Here is an 18,628-nt window from a genome sequence, read left to right as displayed (position 1 = left end):
AAAAGCCGTAACTTACTAGTAATTCTAAGTATGGAAAACACGTCAAGGAATTGGACTCCTTAAAGCGGAATATCGGAGGGCTCTGCATGAACAAAACAACAAATCTTTTACTTCCAAAAGAGCTAGAATTGTTTCGTTTTGAAATTGAAGATACACTACTTTCAGCAATGATTATCACACCTTATAAGCGTTCAACTACGTTAACGGAAAGTAAATTTGCTGGAGAACCATATTTACCGTATTACCAGACATATCCGAAAGATATTACAGGCGAGCCTATGCGGCTATTAGCTCAAATTAATTTTGCAGAAATGCCACCACTAAAGGATTTCCCATCTCAGGGTATTCTGCAATTTTTTATTTCATCTACTATTTTTGTAAATGCTGATCATTATCATGAGGATATTTTCCAGCAATTTTATAAAATACGTTTTTATCCTACCGTAAATTTTGAAGCAACACCCCCTAGACAGGAGTCTTTAGCACAAATAGCAAACGATCAGTTCCCTATTCGTCAGGAATTAGCATTACAGTTTCAACCGATCCAAGAACCTGTTTCTGCTTTAGATTATCGAGCTATACATTATTTACCGAACTTAATTCCTTCATCAGAGGATGTTGATTTACGAGAGATTTATCTACAACACTTCTTAGGGGCTGGAGCTAAAATTGGTGGTTATGCTTATTTTTTAGAGGAAGATATCCGTCATGAATCACAACTTCTTAAACGATATGATGTATTATTACTCCAAATCGACTCTAATGATGAAATCGGTATTATGTGGGCTGATAGCGGCGTTGGGAAATTCTTCATTAACCAAGAAAAGCTTCTGCAAAAAGATTTTTCCGATATTTTATTCCAATGGGAGCATTACTAATTATTTATCTTCTGTGCGAAAGCGAAGCGTCAGCAACAATGTCTGTCTGTGCGAAAGCAAAGCGTCAGCAACAATGTTTTCGGTTGCGAAAGCAAAGATACAACCATTACAATACAACAAGGCAAAGTTGATTTTGGATTACCTCGTTCTTGTTTTGGAGGTAATCCTTTTCCATGCTTACTAACAAATTTCTTATCTTCTTTCCACATATAAAGTAAGCTATACTAGATATATTGCGAAAATATAGTAAAGGCAGGTGTAGGAATGAGTATTTTTACAGACTTTGGATATCTAGTATCGTTAATTATGTTTGTCAATATTTTAGCAGCAATGGTCATAATTTTTTTAGAGCGTAAAGATGCCACTTCTACATGGGCATGGATTCTCGTACTATTTTTCATTCCATTAGGTGGGTTTATTTTATACTTGCTATTTGGACGACAATTACGGAGAAAGCATTTATTCCGTTGGGAAGGACGCAAGGATATTGGTATCGATAACCTCATTAGCTATCAGACAGAAGCGATCCGAGATAATACGTTCGAGTTTCGTATAGAAAATGCGGAAAATTATAAAGAAATGATTTATATGCATCTTAAGACAAATAATGCAGTATTAACGCAGGACAACCACATTGATATTTTTGATAATGGTGCAAATAAATTTGAGCAACTTCTGAAAGATATTGAGGTAGCAAAAGATCATATTCACATTCAATATTATATTTTCCGTCTAGATAACTTAGGTACACGCATTATTGATAAACTTATAAAAAAAGCAAAGCAAGGGGTTAAGGTAAGAATCTTATATGATGAAATGGGCTCACGCAACGTTAAAAAGCGCCATTTCAAGGAATTGCTTAATGCAGGCGGTGAAATCGAAGTATTTTTCCCATCTATTTTTCCACTTATAAACCCTCGTTTAAATTTTAGAAATCACCGGAAAATTGTTGTGATTGATGGCCGTATTGGTTACATCGGGGGCTTTAATGTCGGGGATGAGTACCTTGGTCTACAAAAGAAATTTGGCTATTGGCGAGATACACATTTACGTATTGAGGGTAGTGCCGTACATCCATTACAGACACGCTTCTTACTTGATTGGAATCAAGCTTGCGCACAACAGAAAATGGGTTATTCGGACCGTTACTTCCCTGCTATTCCGAAAAAAGGTGATGTGGGCTTACAAATCGTGTCTAGCGGCCCTGACTCTGAATGGGAACAAATTAAAATTGGTTATTTAAAGCTTATCAATATGGCAAAAAAATATATATATATCCAAACGCCATATTTCATACCAGATGCTAGTTTTTTAGAAGCTATTAAAATTGCAACGCTTTCAGGTATTGATGTAAGGATCATGATTCCAAATAAGCCTGACCATATGTTTGTTTATTGGGCTACATACTCATACGTAGGACAATTATTGCGTGCAGGAGCAAAAGTTTATATTTATGAAAAGGGCTTTATTCATGCTAAAGCAATTATTATTGACGATGAAGCATCTACAGTCGGAACTGCAAACCTTGACGTACGAAGTTTCAGTTTAAATTTTGAAGTAAATGCCTTTATTTATGACTCAACGATTTCACATCAGCTTGCTGAGGTGTTTGAAAAGGATATTTTTGATTGCACTGAATTAACTTGGGAAATGTACAAAAATCGTTCCACACTAATTAAATTTAAAGAATCCATTTCACGCTTATTAACACCTATCTTGTAGAATGCAGAAAAGGAAGAGAGCTAGTTCGTTACGAACAACTCTCTTCCCTTTTTTTATTTCACACCTAAATATTCTTCTAGCGTACTATTTTGTTTTTTAATATCTTTTGCTATATCTACACCAACATAACGGTAATGCCATGACTCATACATATAACCTGTGATGTCTTCTTTATTTTGGGGGAATCGTAAAATAAAGCCGTAGTCTTGAGCATGTGTAAATAACCATTGGCCTGCTGGTGTTTCACCAAATTCTTCAGTTAGCCATAATTTATCTTTACCGCGCTCCCCTATATCAAAGGCCAAACCGGTTTGATGCTCAGAATAACCCGGGCGAGCACTATAGCGATCAGCGGCAGCTTGCCCATCACGGTTAACATAGTTATTATATAATGTTGTTTGATAGTCAAAAGATCGATAGCCGCTAAAAGCTACTAGATCAAAACCTTGTTGTTTTGCTGCAGCAAACATTTTATTTAGAGCTTGACGTGCCTCAGGACTTTCTTCAGGCGCAAAGGTAGATGGTAGCGGATATATTTTATTCGCTAATAAAATCCCTTTAATATATGTCGGCTCAGTTGGTAATGTTTGATTTGGTACATAGCCATTTTCATCTAGCTTCTGCTCAGGCTTCACAGGATTATCCGCTGTCTTTTTCGGCTCTTCTTTTACTGGTGAATCTTTTTTAGTCGGTTCTGCTGTTTGTTGGTCCTGTTCATCTGATGCATTACTTATCTGTTTATTTTTATAGTTATACACTACGAAAATAGATACAATAAGCACCACTGAGATTAAAGCACCCAGAATGAGTGGTAAACGTTTCTTTTTCACTATTTTTTACCCCTTTTAAGTTATCCAGTACTACATGGTAAGTATCCTCTTTCAAAGAATTTAGAAAGAACAGTCCTAGTAAGTACCGATACTATTTTGTACTATATTGGTATAGTCTCATTTTAGCACTGTTCACAATTTAGGGTGTAGATTTTCACCAATGATTTTAAAATTAATCTGTTAGTCTGTGAGAATAATAATAAACACTACTAGAGAAGCAATTGAGAAAAAGATTGCCATGTACTTCATCCATTTTGCTTCTTTTATATAACCTTGCTCTTTGAAACTTTTCGCCCTAAATCCATTCGATACAGCAAACATAATCGTCATTGCAAATACCGCAAAGTTAAAGTTACCCATGATAATAAATACGATAGCCGCAATACTAAAAATCGCGACTAGAATCGATGATAGCCACTTTATATTCATCTTACTGTCCTCCTAAAAAAAATCGAGGCTACATAGGCGCCTCGACAAAATTATTTTATGAGTTTATTTTTTCCGGATGTTCCGAATAGAATTTTCTACCGATATATGTTTGAATAATCAATAATGCACCGCTGACTGACCAATAAAGTGGTAGGGCCGCCATAGATGACATCGAGATAAAGACAATCATAATTGGTGAAATATAAATAAACATTTTCATTTGTGCTTTTTGTTGCTCTGGTACTGTCCATAATGATACACGTGCTTGAACTAAATAAACAAGACCAGCGACAATTGTCATAGCAATATCAGGTGAACCTAATTTAAACCATAAAAAATCATGTGCTTTCACATCTGTAGAATATAAAATAGAGAAATAAAGACCCATGATAATTGGCATTTGAATTAACATTGGTAAACAGCCCATGTTGAGTGGATTGATACCATGTTTTTGATATAATGCCATCATTTCTTGTTGATACTGCGTTTGCTCTTCTTTTGTCTTTGCTTCCTTCATCTTTTTCTGAACAGCTTCCATTTCAGGCTTAAACGCATCCATTTTCGTTTTCATCTTTTGTTGCGAACGATAATTTTTTAACATAATCGGCATTAAAATTAAACGAATAAGAACCGTAATAGCGATGATTGCTAAACCATAGCTACCTAAAAAAATAGTATTACCGAAAAATTCCAATAAAAATTCCATAGGTTTTACAAAGATACTATAGAAAAAACCTTCTTTGTTTTGCACAGCTTGACAGCCACTAAGAACAAAAACGACAAGTCCAAGCATTGAGAATAGCTTCAAATTTTTCATTTTTCCACCTACTATTATTTATCAACTAAAATGAAGTATACATTATAGGTCCTATTTTTATCAAATAGCAAGTGCTACTAATTCCATTGTCATTGATAGCATAAAAAAAGATGCGAGCTATAGCATCGCTAAGACGTCGCATCTATTTATTAATCTTCTTATGACTTTAAACGTTTTGAAGCTCCGATTCCGCCATCTCAAAACGATAAAACTCATGATGTAGCTCGTCTCGGAAATGTTTGGGCGTTACCCCCGTATATTTTTTAAAGATGCGGGTAAAATAGCTTTGATTACAAAAATGGAATTGATCTGAAATAGAAGTTATACTTTTATTAGTATGTCTAAGGTAGTACTGTGACTCTTCTACTCGACGAACATTTAGATATTCAACTAGCGTAATACCAACATGCTCTCTAAAAATACGTGATAAGTGACTAGTACTTATATGAAAATTATTTGCGATGCTTTCCACTGTTAAGTCATTTTCCAATTCATCATTTATATACATTATTACTTTATTAACGGTCTGGTGACGGAAAGTCGGTTGCTTGCGATCTGCGATAAAGTAGACAAAAAAATCAATTAAATCATCCGCGAATTGTAAAAATTCCGCATCTTTCATTTGATTTTCAATCATATCATTACAAGCAATGTTAAAAGCAAAAGCCTTTTTCGAAGGAACTTGATTGTCTAGCAATTTACGTGCAACAATTGACGACAAAACAGAAAAATAACTTCGAACAATTTTAATGACTTGTTTGCCAAAACGTATTGAAAGAATATCAATTAATTTATGCAAAGATTTCTTAGCCTTCGCAGATTCTAAATGGTAAATTTCAAATATTAATTTCGACTCAATATTAAAAAATTCTTCTACACCGATGTATTGGTTAATACTATCGATTTCCTGAAAGTATCTTTTGGATATCGTTTCTGACATAGAATGTTGATGTAGTTGCATAATCTTCCCCATCTTTCCTCAGATTGCACGAATTGCTTTTACAATTCTTGACACCAATCTACTTATTTCAAAATAAGAAAATAGTATTTCCTTATTAATTGTACGAATTGAGTCATATTTCACATATTATATAATGAATATAACTAAAAAAATAACCCAACTATACCACCCGTTACAAAAAAAATTAGACTATACAGTGAATTTTACCATATTCTGCGATTTCCTTTCAACCACATTTTGTCTTTCACACTAGTTCTAATTTATCATATATACACAGTTGAAACCTCGTAAACTTATTTCGCACAATTAAATTTTACCATATATATATCAAATTGAATTAGTAATTATTTAAAATTTGTTACAAATTATGTAATGGCATTTCGCACCTATATTTTTCATCAATCGACATTTCTCTTTTTTATTCCGAAATCTTCTCTATATAATTTATACGAATATGTAGTAAAATAGATGATAATACTATTTTTAAAAGTTTAGACGAGGTGTTTATAGTGGATCCAAAACAAATAGAAGAAATTATGGAGATTATTAAGGAGTTCTTCCCTGAGAATACTTCCATTGCAATCTCCGATACAAACGAATACTTGTACTACCAAGCAAGCAAAAAAGTTGATTTAAAAATCAAACCTGGCGACCCAATTAAAGAAGGTTCAGCGGCTCATAAAGCGTTAAACTACGGGCAAAAGATTAGTTCTTACATTGAGCCTGATGTATTTGGAGTAGCATATTATGGCATGAGTATTCCTTTAATGGAGGAAGGCGAAACTACGGGTGCTATCACTGCAATCTTCCCACAAAAGCCATCAGCATTTTTAACGAACTATATTACTATTAAAATTGATGACTGCTGGTACCCAATCAAACATGATCAAGTTATTTATCTTGAAACACAGCTTCGAAAAACATTTGTTAAAACAATGAGTCGTGAAGGTTATCACCGCTTAAATCTAAGTGATCTTGAGCTATTTTTAGCACCTGACTCATTTATACGTTGTCACCGCTCTTATATCGTTAACATTGACTACATTGATGAAATTCAACCAGATTCTCATTCAACGTTTTTATTAATTATGAAAGACGGTACTCGCATTCCAGTTAGCCAACGCTACGCAAGTTACTTCCGTCGTTCTTTAGGTTTCTAATCTTTTATAAGTACAGCGAGCATTTTTATTGTTCGCTGTACTTTTTTCTTACTGCACATCACCAACAGTTTAGGATGACACGTTAAAGCTCATCAGACGCACCCAGGAAGCTCTGCTCTGCGCGAAAGCGAAGCGTCAGCGGCAAATGTTTTCTGTAGCGAAAGCAAAGCGGCAGCTACAATTGTTTTATCTGTGCGAAAGCGAAGCGTCAGCGGCAAAGCGCACAGTTGGAACGAAAATCACCCCCCATTATGTTATTTAATCTTTTATTTTTAGAAAATTTCCTTTGTAGCTCTACATTAAAACGTTTTCTCTGTCGAAAATTCGTTTTTATGCTCATTTTTCCTCTTTTTACTCAATTTAATGCTATTTCTAAAGTAATTGTGACAATTTGGTGATAGTATTATTCAAATGGTTGGTGTCATACTACAACTAAATAAACAGAAAATTCTTACACGTTTTTTCTAGTTTTGTAATCGGTTTCCATCAAACTTTTTAGGGGAGGATTTTTTAATGGATGCAATTGTTCAAAAACGCCTAGGCTTAAAAGAACTTGAAAGTAAAATTGTTACTGCTGAAGAAGCTGCAGCACTGATTTCTGACGGTGATGTAGTTGGTATGAGTGGATTCACTCGTGCGGGGGACGCGAAAGTTGTTCCTATGGCTTTAGTAGAGCGCGCTAAAAACGAAAAATTTAAAATTGATGTATATACAGGGGCTTCTTTAGGACCTGAAGTAGATAAATACTTAGCTGATGCTGGTGTTATCCGCAAACGTGGACCATTCCAAGGGGATGCAACGATCCGTAATTTAATTAACTCTGGTGATGTCCTATATGTAGACGCTCATCTTTCGCATAATGCTGAATTAGTTCGTCAAGGAATTATTGGACCAATTAAATATTTAATCCTTGAAGCTGTTGCTATTACAGAAGATGGATTTATTATCCCAACAAACTCTGTTGGTAACTCACCAGTCTTCGCTGAATACGCTGAGAATATTATTATCGAATTAAATATCTCTCACCCAGAAGCGTTAGTAGGTATCCATGATATCTATGTTCCAGGTGAACAAGGTCAACGTGAAGCAATCCCAATGACTGATGCTATGCAACGCATTGGTGACATCGGTATTAAAGTAGATCCAGCTAAAATTAAAGCGATTGTTATTTCTGAAGAGCCAGATGCTCCTTCATTAATCGTTCCACCAGATGAAGAAACACAAAAAATGGCGAACATTTTATTAGACTTCTTCAGCGATGAAATTAAAGCTGGTCGCTTAACAAAACAATTAATGCCATTACAATCTGGTGTAGGTTCTGTTGCAAACGCTGTACTTGACGGCTTCGCAAATTCAGAATTTGAAGATTTAGTTGTTGCTTCTGAAGTACTTCAAGATGCTGTATTCAACTTAATTGATGCTGGTAAAGTTAAATTTGCAGCAGCTACTTCAATTACACTGACTGAAGAATTACAGAAAAAAGTTTACGGCAACCTAGAGAAATATGCTGATAAAATTTGCTTACGTCCACAAGAAATTTCTAACCACCCAGAGCTTATCCGTCGTTTGGGCCTAATCTCAATCAACACTGCTCTTGAATTAGATATCTATGGAAACGTAAACTCAACACACGTATCTGGTACTCGTATGATGAACGGTATCGGTGGTTCAGGTGACTTTGCACGTAACGCACGTCTAGGTATTTTCGTAACTAAATCATACGCAAAAGGCGGCGCTATCTCTTCAATCGTGCCTATGGTTTCTCACGTAGACCACACTGAACATGATGTCGATGTAATCGTAACTGAGCAAGGTATTGCTGACTTACGTGGTCTTGCACCACAAGAGCGTGTGCCATTAATTATCGAAAACTGTGCACACCCAGATTACAAAGAACAACTTTGGGATTACTATAACCGTGCTCTAGAAGCAACTGGCGGCCATCAAACACCTCATATTTTAGAGGAAGCACTTTCTTGGCACGTAAATCTTGCTAAAAACAAAACAATGAAAAAAGAAGTTGCTAAAGCTTAATTTTCATAATTCAGGAACGCCTCATTAAGTCAAAAAACTTATGGGGCGTTCTTTTTTATTGAAAATGGTATACTAAGAGTGATATTCATTCTCACTTATACAATTTTCTATTGGAGGAACTATGAAGAAGCTTATCTATTTGATTATATTCTTTTCATTTTTCGACTTATTTACCCAACTTCCTGTCATGAGTACATATGCTGAATCCTTAGGGGCATCAGCCTTCATTACCGGCCTAGCAGTAGGTATGTATTCCCTTTCCAATACATTTGGTAATATTATCTCTGGTTTATTAACAGATCGTAAGGGACCATTCATTATTTTAATCCTAGGTCTTTTAACAACAGGTCTTTCACTTTCACTTTATAATTTAGTAGAAGATCCTATTGTTCTATTAGTAGTCCGCTTTGTACATGGATTGGTTGCGGGCTTTATCGTTCCCGCTGCTTTCACATTTTTAGCAAATGCAACTGAGCAAGAAAAAAGAGGTAAGGGTAGTGCTATCTCTGGAGCGTTTGTTGGCATCGCCGCAATAATTGGCCCTGCATTTAGTGGAATTTTAGCGAGTCGTACTAGCGTACCATTCGTTTTTAATATAACAGCAGGCTTTATGCTCTCATTGGGGATACTTTCCTTCTTTTTGCTAAAATCAAATCAAGTAAAAAAAGAAAAGTCTGCTCCGACTGCAAACATTCCTTTTTATGTACTTTTTAAAAATATAGGTGCATTAAAAGCCTTCACTAGTGCATTCTTTTTAATGTTTTCTCAAGGGGTTATTGCCTATCTCCTTCCTCTAAAAGTACAATCTTTAGGCTTTGATTCACGTTTAAGCGGGACTTTGATGAGTACATTTGGATTTATTGCTGTACTCGTGTTTATTTTACCGACTAACCGTATTTTCGATAAGGTTGCCCCAATTAAAACATTATCATTTGGTATAGGTTTAATGGGGATCAGCCAATTATTAATAAGTCAGGCGGATTCAAGTACATTACTTTATATTGCAATGTCCTGCTACGGTATCGGGTTTGGCTTCTTATTCCCATCAGTAAATTCCCTTTTAATAGACTCCACGACTGCTGAAATCCGTGGAAAAGCCTATGGATATTTTTATGCCTTCTTCTCACTAGGAGTTGTCTTAGGTTCTTCACTGCTCGGATGGCTCTCACTAGGTATTGTCAGCGGCTTTATATTTACCGGAATAGTATTATTAGTATTTGCAACGATCATCATATGTACACAAACAAAACCTTCTCACGTAAAATGAGAAGGTTTTGTTGTTATTTCTCTTGTTCCTGAATTTCTCCATTGAAATAATTGATACCTGTATGCCCTCCACCTTCAGCAACCATTTCATTTGAAGCTATTTTTGTTGGAGATGTTCCGGCTTCTGTCGCCACTTCAGTAGATATACGCTTTGTAATGTTTTCGTGCATCTCCATATTCGTTGTATTCAAATAAGATGTTAATTTAGATTTTGCACTATTAAGCATACTTAATGCTTTATCACGGTTTTCTTTTTTACTTAAATAAGATGCTGCTAAAGTTAACCCTACTAGCACAACACCTGATCCTTTACGTTTTGCCATTATAAATCCCTCCCAAAAATATAGAAACTGGCTCTATATTATATCTTTTCCCTATTTTTTGAGGACTAAACATAATTTTTATATACATTACAGCATATATAAAAAGAGAGTAGTCATTTATTCCCCTTTGCTTCCATTATATAAAGATATTTCCTAGTACGCCTATATTTTTATAGACATAGCTAATCATACTTCTACAAAATTTTATGGTAAAATTTTTTTCATATATCACAATATTTTTATAACTTTTTATGATTATAAAGGACAAGTAAAGGGAATTAATGAATTAATACTAATAATAGGAGGGTGATTATCATGAAAGATCTAGATTCATTATATGATTGGGTAGACATGGCTTCATTAGTAGGTGGAGCAGGCATCTTAACAATACTAATTTATAGTATTTTACTGTAAGGAGCGGCACGGATGATTTACAAAAATTCAATTATGCCTCCGGAATCGGCTTTGTGCTTAGACCTGCAAATGTTTTTTGTGCGAAAGCGTAGTGCTAACGTAGCGGCAGCAACAGATGTTTTTTGTGCGAAAGCGCAGTGCTAACGTAGCGGCAGCAACAGATGTTTTTTGTGCGAAAGCGCAGTGCTAACGTAGCGGCAGCAACAGATGTTTTTTGCGCGAAAGCGTAGCGGCAGCGGCACAATGCAGGTCAGTTAGTCGTTATCGCATGGATGCGCTGACTTTAGGCTAACATCCTATGTGAACTCCTTTCCGATTCTGTGACATCCTCCGGAGGCTTTAACTTCTTTCAGTAAATGTTTTACAAAAACATTTACTGAAAGAAGTTAAAAGGCAGTAGGTTTCACCATATAATTAGCAAAATTAAAGAAGTAAGGTGGGATTAAAACTGCCCGTAAACGCCCGATTGGTGAAGACTAATAATCAGTGGGGATAAAAAATCCCCCACTGATTAAAGTTTTACTTTATTGTTTTACATCATCGTAAGCATTAGATTTTTCAAATGCTGCAACTACATACGAGCAAACCGCTTCCATTTTATAACCTTGCTCACGTGCATAAGTTGCGGCATGATCCAACAATTTTTTGGCCACACCTTGGCCACGGAGCTTATCTGATACATATGTGTGATCCATTACCATTACTTGACCCTTTTGCTGCCATGTAATTTCCGCTAATCTTTCCCCTTCTTGCTCATAAACAAAAGCATACTTTTGTTCCGCTAGCTGTTGTAATTGAAATTCCATTTCTCACCACTCCTTTTTATCATAGTAACATAGCTTTTTATATTTTTACAAAGCTGGCGGATAACACTTTAAAAAAGTCTCATCCCTGAAAAATAAAAGAATCTGCCACTTTCTCTAGTAATCGGGAGAGAGTGTTGCAGATTCTTTTCTATGAATTAACTAAACCATGATGCGATTGTATCCTTTAAATTAACAAAGAAATTTTTCACACTTCCCCAGAATCCTGTATCTTCCATTAGTGATCCAAATTTTTCTTTAATCGTACTGCTAATATCGTCTAATTGTTTAGACCATTTACCAAAATCAATGTCTAGTTTACTAATTTTGTTCATCAAATCAACTAGCAATTGACGGTCCTTATCACTTAAATTAATTTCAAGCTTGTTTAATTGCTCTTGCACAATCTTTTCAACCTCTTCTTTAGTTGCTGGCTTTGATTCTGCAATTTCTTTTTTGATTTCTGTTAGTAACTCTGCAACCTTGGCATCGTCCACTCCTGCTGATTGCGTAAGAGTAGTTGCTACTGATAGTTCGTCATTTGCAACATCTGTACGCTCAGTATCAAGCTTTTCACCTGTTGTTACTTCGTATGCTTTGTATATTCCCACAAGCGCTGAATGACCTGTTACTGCTTTAGGTGCAGCCACCTGTACTGTTGCATCTTCAATACCTGCAGTTAGCATGGCATTTGCATACATTTCAGACGTAACCTGTGTAATATTTGATGGTGTAACAATTTCAATAACTAAACCTTCTCCTGCATTTTTACGCGTAATTTTGGCAGAAGAATACATACGAGAACTTGAATTACTATCTTTAATATATTTAGCTAAGTCTTGACCTGATACTGTTATTTCTTCAACTTCAGGCTCTTCGTTCACTTTTAATGACTTTTTAACAGACTCTTTTTCAGCCTCAGATAAGTTTGCACCATATACGACGATTGGTGCTCCTAATTTTTCATCAATTGCTTTAGGTGGCGTATTATCAGCTGCAAAACCTGTTGCTGGTGCCATCACGCCAAACACTAACATAGTCGCAGTTAGTATTTTTATCCACGTTTTTTTCAAATTGTGTGACCCCTTTCGTTAGAAAACTCATTTGGCCTGTATAATGTTTGCCAATCCATTAGTAAACAATAATTAGTACGAAAAAAAGACGAGAAGGTTTCAAAGTGGCTCTCGTCATTTTCTTTAATTTTATTTAGTAGTCGTTCATTCTATCTTAGACGAATGTCTCCTACAATCAATTATACCTCGACATAATTGCGTCCGGAATCGGCTTTGTGCTTAGGCCTGCACGAGGGCCGACACGATGTCGGTCATTTCGGTAATGCCACAGGACGTGGCGTTCTTAGACTGAGTTCCTCTATTTCAGCTGATGTTTGGACACCCGCTGAAAAGTGACTTAAAACCGCATTCTTCTCACCAACTGTAGAGGTGGGAGACTTCTGTACCTGTCGTTATGCTTTCGCTACATGAAACATGTGCTGAAAGAAGTTAAATTTCCTCTGTCCAACCGTCCTGCTGTTTCACTTTACCAGCTTTCATAAGTGTACCTAACGCTCGTTTAAATGCACCTTTACTCATGTTAAACATTTCTTGAACTTCATCAGGTGAGGATTTATCGCCAAATGGCATTCTTCCCCCTACCTCTTGTAGATAATTTAATATTTTTTGCGCATCACCTGAAATACGCTCATGCTTACGTGGTAAAAGTGAACCATTCATCGAACCCTCATCTTTTACATCAATAATACGAACAACAACATCTTGTCCAAGACGAGGTTCTTCATTACGTTCTGATTCATGGACAAAAATACGGTACGGAACTTCTACACCTAATAAAAATGAGCCAACTGGTAATAAACGATATGGACGTGCCTTAATGTTTTTATTGTGCATGTCTTCAAATGCACCTTCAAATAATTCCAAAATTTTTTCTTCAGTTGCCAAACGTCCAAATAAATCACCATTGCGATCTGTGCGCAATGTCATAAATAAATGGTCGCCTGGTGCTGGCCAAAGCTCTTGTATTGCAGGTAAATCTTCAGCTCTCACTAGCACCTCGCGTGAAGTACCGATATCTACAAAAGCCCCTTCATGCTCGGCTACTTTTAGAACACGAGCCCAGCCATATTCCCCTTGTACGAAAGATGGGATAGCTGTTGTAGCCGCTAAATCGCCACGACGATCCGCAAATAAAAATACTTCAAGGCGGTCACCTACTGTAAGTGGCTCTGTCACCTCTGAAGCATTTAAGGGCAGTTCGTCAACTCCATTTGTTAAGATCCATTTCGATGCTTGTTGCTCTAATACAGTTAATGTAACAACTTCACCTGATTTTAATTCGTTCATATTGTCTTCCTTTCCCTCTTACCATCATTTTCGCAAAAAAACTTATCCGCCGAAGGCTTTAACATCTGTAGCTGTCGCTTTGCTTTCGCTACAAAAAACATCTGTAGCTGTCGCTTTGCTTTCGCTACAAAAAACATTCGCTGATAGAAGTTAAAAGTTATGATGTGTTTTAGATGCCTCTAGTTTTTTCGCGATGTCCGGATTTTCTTCCATTACCTGCACAAGATCCGCAATTCGATCAATTGAATTCCAACTTAAATGATGTTCAATACCTTCTACATCATTGTAAATTCGCTCTTCATCTACACCAATGATTCGCAAAAATTGCTCTAGAAGCTCATGGCGCTGTACAAGACGTTTCCCTAGCTTTTCTCCTTTAGGTGTCAATGTAAGGCCACGGTATTTTTCATAAACTAAATAACCATCTTTATCTAATTTTTGAACCATTTTTGTAACAGAAGAAGGAAGAACAGATAATGCTTCAGCAATGTCAGACACACGAGCATACCCTTTATTAGTGATTAATAAATATATTTGTTCGATATGGTCCTCCATACTAGGTGTTGGCATATCCTATTCCCTCTCTTTCCTTTTCTTACTCTCTAGTTTACTACAAGCTTGCCTTAAAAGTTAACTGAAAATACATATGCCAGAAAAACAATACATGTGCAACATAAAAAGAATCAACTTCATACGTTGGCCCCCATGTAGTTGGAAAATTTGTGTCAATGAAATTAAGGTATCATTTTAAATAAAGTATGCTTTTCGGCAAAGCAAGGGGGTGATTTTCGTTCCGACTGGGTGCTTTGTTGTTGCTGTCGCTACGCTTTCGCACAGATAAAACAATTGCTGCCGCTTCGCTTTCGCACAGAGCAAAGCTTCCTGGGGGCGTCCGATGAGCCGCTTCACTCTCGTTGCTCGCTCCAGGGTCTCGGGCCAACAGATGTTTTTTGCGCGAAAGCGTAGTGCTAACGCAGCGTCAGCAGCACCGATGTTGGTCACGAAGGCGTTATCACAGGATGTGATGCTCTTAGCCTTCGTTCCTCTATCGCTAATCCCCAAGGAGTCACCCAGTCTCCACTACAATCAACCACTTCACTTAGAATGTATCTTCTAGCATGACATTCTAATTTATAACGATAAAACGAAACTTCAGCAACAAATGTTTAAAGTGCGAAATTGTAGCGGCAGCAAAAGGGTTTTATCTGCGCGAAAGCGAAGCGTCAGCGACAAAGCGAGTAGCCTGGAACGGAAATCACCCTCATATAATGCATCACATCATTCACTAAGATTTCCTTGACCATTTTGTTTTTCAAAAACGTGAAAAGCCAACTTCATATAGAAGTCGGCTCCACCTTATGTCGAGGATACTTATTTACCACATGTAATGCATGAATAATCTCTTTATTGATTCGTTCGATATTTTCAGGAGTATTCATCATTTTAAATGCTTCATCTCGGGATTCCATAGATGTAACATACTTACTAGGCAATGCATTCAGTGTAAGTGCCACTGCGTCAAGTTCACAGATTTCACATTTACAAAATGTTTGATATTCCGGTCCTCGTAGTAGAAAACTTACTAAACCACGTACAATTTCCTCTGTAACATTTACTAAAATAGGATCTGACATATTCAAACCTTCGCCTCATTTATATTTAATTGTTACATTATTCCTGAAACCATAATAGCGTTAACAAAGTTTTTTTTCAAGAATCGCTAGTAACATCTATATCAATTAATATCACTAGCTCCTCAGAATGACTTTTTTTCTACACACTTCCACTGGATTATATCTTATTTACCATTTCTTAGATTTGATTAATCGTAATGAGTTCAACACAACTAGAAGTGTAGCACCCATATCTGCAAAGATTGCAATCCATAATGTTAGCCAACCTGGGATAACAAGTAACAGGGCAACTAATTTTAGGGCTAGGGCAAATATAATGTTCTCTTTAATGATACGTAATGTTTTTCTACTTAAACCAATTGTATAAGGCAGTTTCGTTAAATCGTCGCTCATCAATGCGATATCCGCAGTTTCCAGCGCTGCATCCGTGCCAGCACCTCCCATTGCAATACCAACATCAGCTGAGGCAAGTGCAGGTGCATCATTGACACCATCTCCTACCATCGCCACTGCACCAAACTGTGCACGTAAATCTTTAATGGCCATTAATTTTTCTGCTGGTAATAAACTTGCTCTCACATCTGTCATATTTAAAGAGGTTGCAATTGCCTGTGCTGTTGGTTCTGCATCACCTGTTAGCATAACTTTATGCTTCACTTTTAAACCATTTAATTTATTTAAGACATCTTTACTTTCTTGACGTAATTGATCAGCAATACCAATCATCCCTATAAACCGATCATTACTAACAGCTGCTACAACCGTTTTACCCTGTTGTTGAAGTTTATGAACCTGTTCTTTTATCATTTCATCAACAGTCGTTAATGTAGCTATCCATTTTAAGCTTCCTACATAGATTGTTTGACCGTCGACCGTTGCATAGGCACCCTTCCCTGTTACGGATTGAAAGTCTGTTGGTATAAACTCTGTCAAATCTTTTTCATGCAATGCCTGCAAAATAGCTTTAGCTAATGGATGCTGTGATTGCTTTTCAACAGCCGCTACTAGCTGTAAAACATAATCCTCAGACATCTCCTGCGATGGGAAAATATCCGTTACAGCAGGTTGACCTTTTGTAAGTGTACCTGTTTTATCAAATGCTATTGCTTCAATATGACCAAGCTGCTCTAAATGAATACCGCCTTTAATAAGAACACCTTGTCTAGCAGCGTTCCCGATTGCCGTAACAATAGCAACTGGTGTAGACACGACTAATGCACATGGACACCCTACAACGAGGACCGCCAATCCTTGGTAAATCCAATGTTGCCAATCACCTATAAATAAAGGTGGTAGAACCGCTACAAGTAAAGCAACAAGCATAATTGCAGGTGTGTAGTATTTCGCAAAGCGATCAACGAATTGTTGCGAAGGTGCTTTTTCTGCCTGTGCTTCTTCAACAAGATGAATGATCTTGGCAATTGTTGTGTCCTCAACTCGCTTTGTCACACGAACCTCTAAGGCCCCTTCTTCATTCAGAGTTCCTGCAAATACTTCGTCATCGACTGTTTTACTGACCGGAATAGATTCGCCTGTAATCGCTGCCTGATTCACTGCTGACAATCCACTAATTACTATTCCGTCCATAGCAATCTTCTGACCAGGTTTAACGATTAAAATGTCACCAATTTCAATCTCCTCAGTAGGCAGCTCCATCTCATGGAAATGTTCGCCATGTGCACGTTTTATCGTCGCTGTTGGTGGAGCTATATCCATTAGCTGACGAATCGATTGACGTGCTTTATCCATTGAATACGCCTCAAGCGCTTCACTTACTGCGAATAAAAAGACAACAACGGCCGCTTCTTCCCATTCCCCAATAATGGCTGCACCTATTACTGCAATAGTCATCAGCGTCTTCATATCAAATTCAAAGCGTGCTAGATTGAGGAAGCCTGTTTTAAAAATCCCAATTCCCCCAACTAGAATCGCGATAATAAACATCCCAATAGTTAGCGAATCCGTTTCACCACGCATTGTTCCAAACATATATCCAAGCACTACGAATAACAAAGAGATTCCAGCTAATATATTTTCTGTTTTTCGATAAAAAGGTGTTGATTTTTCAATTGTTCTTGCCGTTGATTGGGATATTTTTATGCCATCGAAGGCACCTGCTTCTTCAAGTTGATCAACATCAATATCACCAATAACTGTTATTTTAGAAGCACCAAAATTCACTTGTGCATCCTGTACCTCTGGAATAGCCTTCACGTTTTTTTCGAACTTTGCTGCACAGCTGGCACAGGATAAGTTTTGCAACCTATATTCTTGTTTAGTTGGTGTCGCTACCATTTGCAATCCCCTCTTTCACATGTTCGTAGGCAACCGTTACAATTTGATACACATGCTCATCAGCTAAAGAGTAATACATTTGCTTTCCTTTACGATATGACTTCGCTAAATTATTATCTTTCAAATAACGTAAATGATGCGATGCTGTTGCTACTGACGAGCCGATTATAGAGGCAACATCACAAACACATAATTCATCTTCAACCGTTAAGGCATACGTAATTTTAAGTCTTGTTTCATCAGATAATGCCTTTAAAAATTTAGCTACTCCCGATAGATCTGGCATTTGCTGTTGTACCTTAATGACCGATTCTTCATGAACCTGTGTTATCTCGCATACTTCTTTTGGCATTTCCTCACCTCATTCAAATGTTTGTTTGATTGTTTTCAATATAACATAATATCCCATCATATTCAAACGATTATTTGAATGTAAATGATTTATATCACAAATTTAAAAATACTTTATTTAAATTGTTAACTTATAAATATAAAAGCAAAAAAGCTATCACTTCAATGTGATAACTTTGCATGTTGTTGTGATAATGAAATTATGGTGACATATTAAACAAAGTGGAGATAAATATGCCATGCTAAGAGGTTGATTGGAGTGGAGACTTAGCGACTCCTCGGGGATCAGCGTCACAGATGAGACCCTGGAGCGAGCAGATAGGGGAACGAAGGCTAAAAGCATCACATCCT

General features: G+C 36.7%; 17 protein-coding genes. 5 read left to right on the top strand and 12 right to left on the bottom strand.

Annotation, left to right across the window (positions count from 1 at the left end; all coding sequences use genetic code 11):
• Positions 1-86: 86 nt before the first annotated feature.
• Both ACFXN8_RS14385 and cls read left to right on the top strand, forming a co-directional pair.
• Positions 87-878, top strand: a complete 792-nt coding sequence (locus tag ACFXN8_RS14385; protein ID WP_386845989.1) for a YwqG family protein — start codon at positions 87-89, stop codon at positions 876-878.
• A 264-nt stretch (positions 879-1,142) separates the two neighbouring features.
• On the top strand, positions 1,143-2,600 hold the full coding sequence (gene cls / locus ACFXN8_RS14380) for a cardiolipin synthase (RefSeq protein ID WP_386845987.1): 1,458 nt from the start codon (positions 1,143-1,145) through the stop codon (positions 2,598-2,600).
• A gap of 53 nt (positions 2,601-2,653) precedes the next feature.
• On the opposite strand, the gene ACFXN8_RS14375 is transcribed toward cls, so the two are convergent.
• The 4 genes from ACFXN8_RS14375 to ACFXN8_RS14360 all read right to left on the bottom strand — a co-directional run bounded on the left by ACFXN8_RS14375 (position 2,654) and on the right by ACFXN8_RS14360 (position 5,637).
• Positions 2,654-3,430 carry a M15 family metallopeptidase gene (locus ACFXN8_RS14375; protein ID WP_386845985.1) on the bottom strand — a complete coding sequence of 259 codons (777 nt, stop codon included), beginning with the start codon at positions 3,428-3,430 and terminating at the stop codon, positions 2,654-2,656.
• A 180-nt stretch (positions 3,431-3,610) separates the two neighbouring features.
• Positions 3,611-3,859, bottom strand: a complete 249-nt coding sequence (locus tag ACFXN8_RS14370) for a hypothetical protein (protein ID WP_386845983.1) — start codon at positions 3,857-3,859, stop codon at positions 3,611-3,613.
• Between the two features lie 55 nt (positions 3,860-3,914).
• Complete coding sequence (gene yidC / locus ACFXN8_RS14365; protein WP_386845981.1) at positions 3,915-4,676, bottom strand: membrane protein insertase YidC; 762 nt, start codon at positions 4,674-4,676, stop codon at positions 3,915-3,917.
• Positions 4,677-4,842: 166 nt separating this feature from the next.
• On the bottom strand, positions 4,843-5,637 hold the full coding sequence (locus ACFXN8_RS14360; protein ID WP_376072704.1) for a helix-turn-helix transcriptional regulator: 795 nt from the start codon (positions 5,635-5,637) through the stop codon (positions 4,843-4,845).
• Positions 5,638-6,146: 509 nt separating this feature from the next.
• On the opposite strand from ACFXN8_RS14360, the gene ACFXN8_RS14355 reads away from it, so the two are divergent.
• From ACFXN8_RS14355 to ACFXN8_RS14345, 3 genes are all read left to right on the top strand, one after another.
• Positions 6,147-6,797, top strand: coding sequence for a LytTR family DNA-binding domain-containing protein (locus tag ACFXN8_RS14355; protein ID WP_376072595.1), 651 nt, complete (start codon positions 6,147-6,149; stop codon positions 6,795-6,797).
• Positions 6,798-7,310: 513 nt separating this feature from the next.
• Positions 7,311-8,831: a succinyl-CoA:acetate CoA-transferase ScpC gene (scpC, locus tag ACFXN8_RS14350; protein ID WP_376072592.1), complete on the top strand. Its 1,521-nt coding sequence runs from the start codon at positions 7,311-7,313 to the stop codon at positions 8,829-8,831.
• A gap of 121 nt (positions 8,832-8,952) precedes the next feature.
• The gene (locus tag ACFXN8_RS14345; RefSeq protein WP_386845978.1) at positions 8,953-10,098 is read left to right on the top strand and encodes an MFS transporter; all 1,146 of its coding nucleotides are present in this window, start codon (positions 8,953-8,955) and stop codon (positions 10,096-10,098) included.
• 13 nt (positions 10,099-10,111) lie between these two features.
• Here the strand turns inward: ACFXN8_RS14345 and ACFXN8_RS14340 are convergent, their stop codons facing one another.
• From ACFXN8_RS14340 to ACFXN8_RS14305, 8 genes are all read right to left on the bottom strand, one after another.
• Positions 10,112-10,420 carry a hypothetical protein gene (locus ACFXN8_RS14340; protein ID WP_386845976.1) on the bottom strand — a complete coding sequence of 103 codons (309 nt, stop codon included), beginning with the start codon at positions 10,418-10,420 and terminating at the stop codon, positions 10,112-10,114.
• 938 nt (positions 10,421-11,358) lie between these two features.
• Positions 11,359-11,640, bottom strand: coding sequence for a GNAT family N-acetyltransferase (locus ACFXN8_RS14335; RefSeq protein ID WP_376072580.1), 282 nt, complete (start codon positions 11,638-11,640; stop codon positions 11,359-11,361).
• Between the two features lie 155 nt (positions 11,641-11,795).
• A complete protein-coding gene (locus ACFXN8_RS14330) occupies positions 11,796-12,710 on the bottom strand; it encodes a DUF1002 domain-containing protein (protein WP_386845974.1) in 915 nt (304 codons plus the stop codon).
• 429 nt (positions 12,711-13,139) lie between these two features.
• A complete protein-coding gene (locus tag ACFXN8_RS14325; RefSeq protein ID WP_386845972.1) occupies positions 13,140-13,997 on the bottom strand; it encodes a CvfB family protein in 858 nt (285 codons plus the stop codon).
• 150 nt (positions 13,998-14,147) lie between these two features.
• Complete coding sequence (mntR, locus tag ACFXN8_RS14320) at positions 14,148-14,567, bottom strand: transcriptional regulator MntR (RefSeq protein ID WP_079562516.1); 420 nt, start codon at positions 14,565-14,567, stop codon at positions 14,148-14,150.
• Between the two features lie 764 nt (positions 14,568-15,331).
• Positions 15,332-15,631 (bottom strand): late competence development ComFB family protein, encoded by a 300-nt coding sequence (locus ACFXN8_RS14315; protein ID WP_376072567.1) that lies wholly within the window; start codon positions 15,629-15,631, stop codon positions 15,332-15,334.
• A 168-nt stretch (positions 15,632-15,799) separates the two neighbouring features.
• Positions 15,800-17,926, bottom strand: coding sequence for a heavy metal translocating P-type ATPase (locus ACFXN8_RS14310; RefSeq protein WP_386845970.1), 2,127 nt, complete (start codon positions 17,924-17,926; stop codon positions 15,800-15,802).
• A complete protein-coding gene (locus tag ACFXN8_RS14305) occupies positions 17,907-18,278 on the bottom strand; it encodes an ArsR/SmtB family transcription factor (RefSeq protein WP_376072560.1) in 372 nt (123 codons plus the stop codon). Before ACFXN8_RS14305 ends, ACFXN8_RS14310 begins: the two co-directional genes overlap by 20 nt.
• Between the last annotated feature and the right edge of the window lie 350 nt (positions 18,279-18,628).

This window comes from Lysinibacillus sp. NPDC059133 (assembly GCF_042755925.1).
In the GTDB taxonomy this organism is placed as follows: domain Bacteria; phylum Bacillota; class Bacilli; order Bacillales_A; family Planococcaceae; genus Lysinibacillus.
The sequence above is the reverse complement of the archived record's forward strand: the minus strand, read 5'-3'. Positions and strand labels throughout refer to the sequence as shown.

Bases quoted from the DNA above. Each gene is read 5' to 3' on its own strand.
- ACFXN8_RS14385 (WP_386845989.1), top strand. From the start codon at position 87: ATGAACAAAACAACAAATCTTTTACTTCCAAAAGAGCTAGAATTGTTT.
- cls (WP_386845987.1), top strand. From the start codon at position 1,143: ATGAGTATTTTTACAGACTTTGGATATCTAGTATCGTTAATTATGTTT.
- ACFXN8_RS14370 (WP_386845983.1), bottom strand. From the start codon at position 3,859: ATGAATATAAAGTGGCTATCATCGATTCTAGTCGCGATTTTTAGTATT.
- yidC (WP_386845981.1), bottom strand. From the start codon at position 4,676: ATGAAAAATTTGAAGCTATTCTCAATGCTTGGACTTGTCGTTTTTGTT.
- ACFXN8_RS14360 (WP_376072704.1), bottom strand. From the start codon at position 5,637: ATGCAACTACATCAACATTCTATGTCAGAAACGATATCCAAAAGATAC.
- scpC (WP_376072592.1), top strand. From the start codon at position 7,311: ATGGATGCAATTGTTCAAAAACGCCTAGGCTTAAAAGAACTTGAAAGT.
- ACFXN8_RS14345 (WP_386845978.1), top strand. From the start codon at position 8,953: ATGAAGAAGCTTATCTATTTGATTATATTCTTTTCATTTTTCGACTTA.
- ACFXN8_RS14340 (WP_386845976.1), bottom strand. From the start codon at position 10,420: ATGGCAAAACGTAAAGGATCAGGTGTTGTGCTAGTAGGGTTAACTTTA.
- ACFXN8_RS14335 (WP_376072580.1), bottom strand. From the start codon at position 11,640: ATGGAATTTCAATTACAACAGCTAGCGGAACAAAAGTATGCTTTTGTT.
- ACFXN8_RS14325 (WP_386845972.1), bottom strand. From the start codon at position 13,997: ATGAACGAATTAAAATCAGGTGAAGTTGTTACATTAACTGTATTAGAG.
- mntR (WP_079562516.1), bottom strand. From the start codon at position 14,567: ATGCCAACACCTAGTATGGAGGACCATATCGAACAAATATATTTATTA.
- ACFXN8_RS14315 (WP_376072567.1), bottom strand. From the start codon at position 15,631: ATGTCAGATCCTATTTTAGTAAATGTTACAGAGGAAATTGTACGTGGT.
- ACFXN8_RS14310 (WP_386845970.1), bottom strand. From the start codon at position 17,926: ATGGTAGCGACACCAACTAAACAAGAATATAGGTTGCAAAACTTATCC.
- ACFXN8_RS14305 (WP_376072560.1), bottom strand. From the start codon at position 18,278: ATGCCAAAAGAAGTATGCGAGATAACACAGGTTCATGAAGAATCGGTC.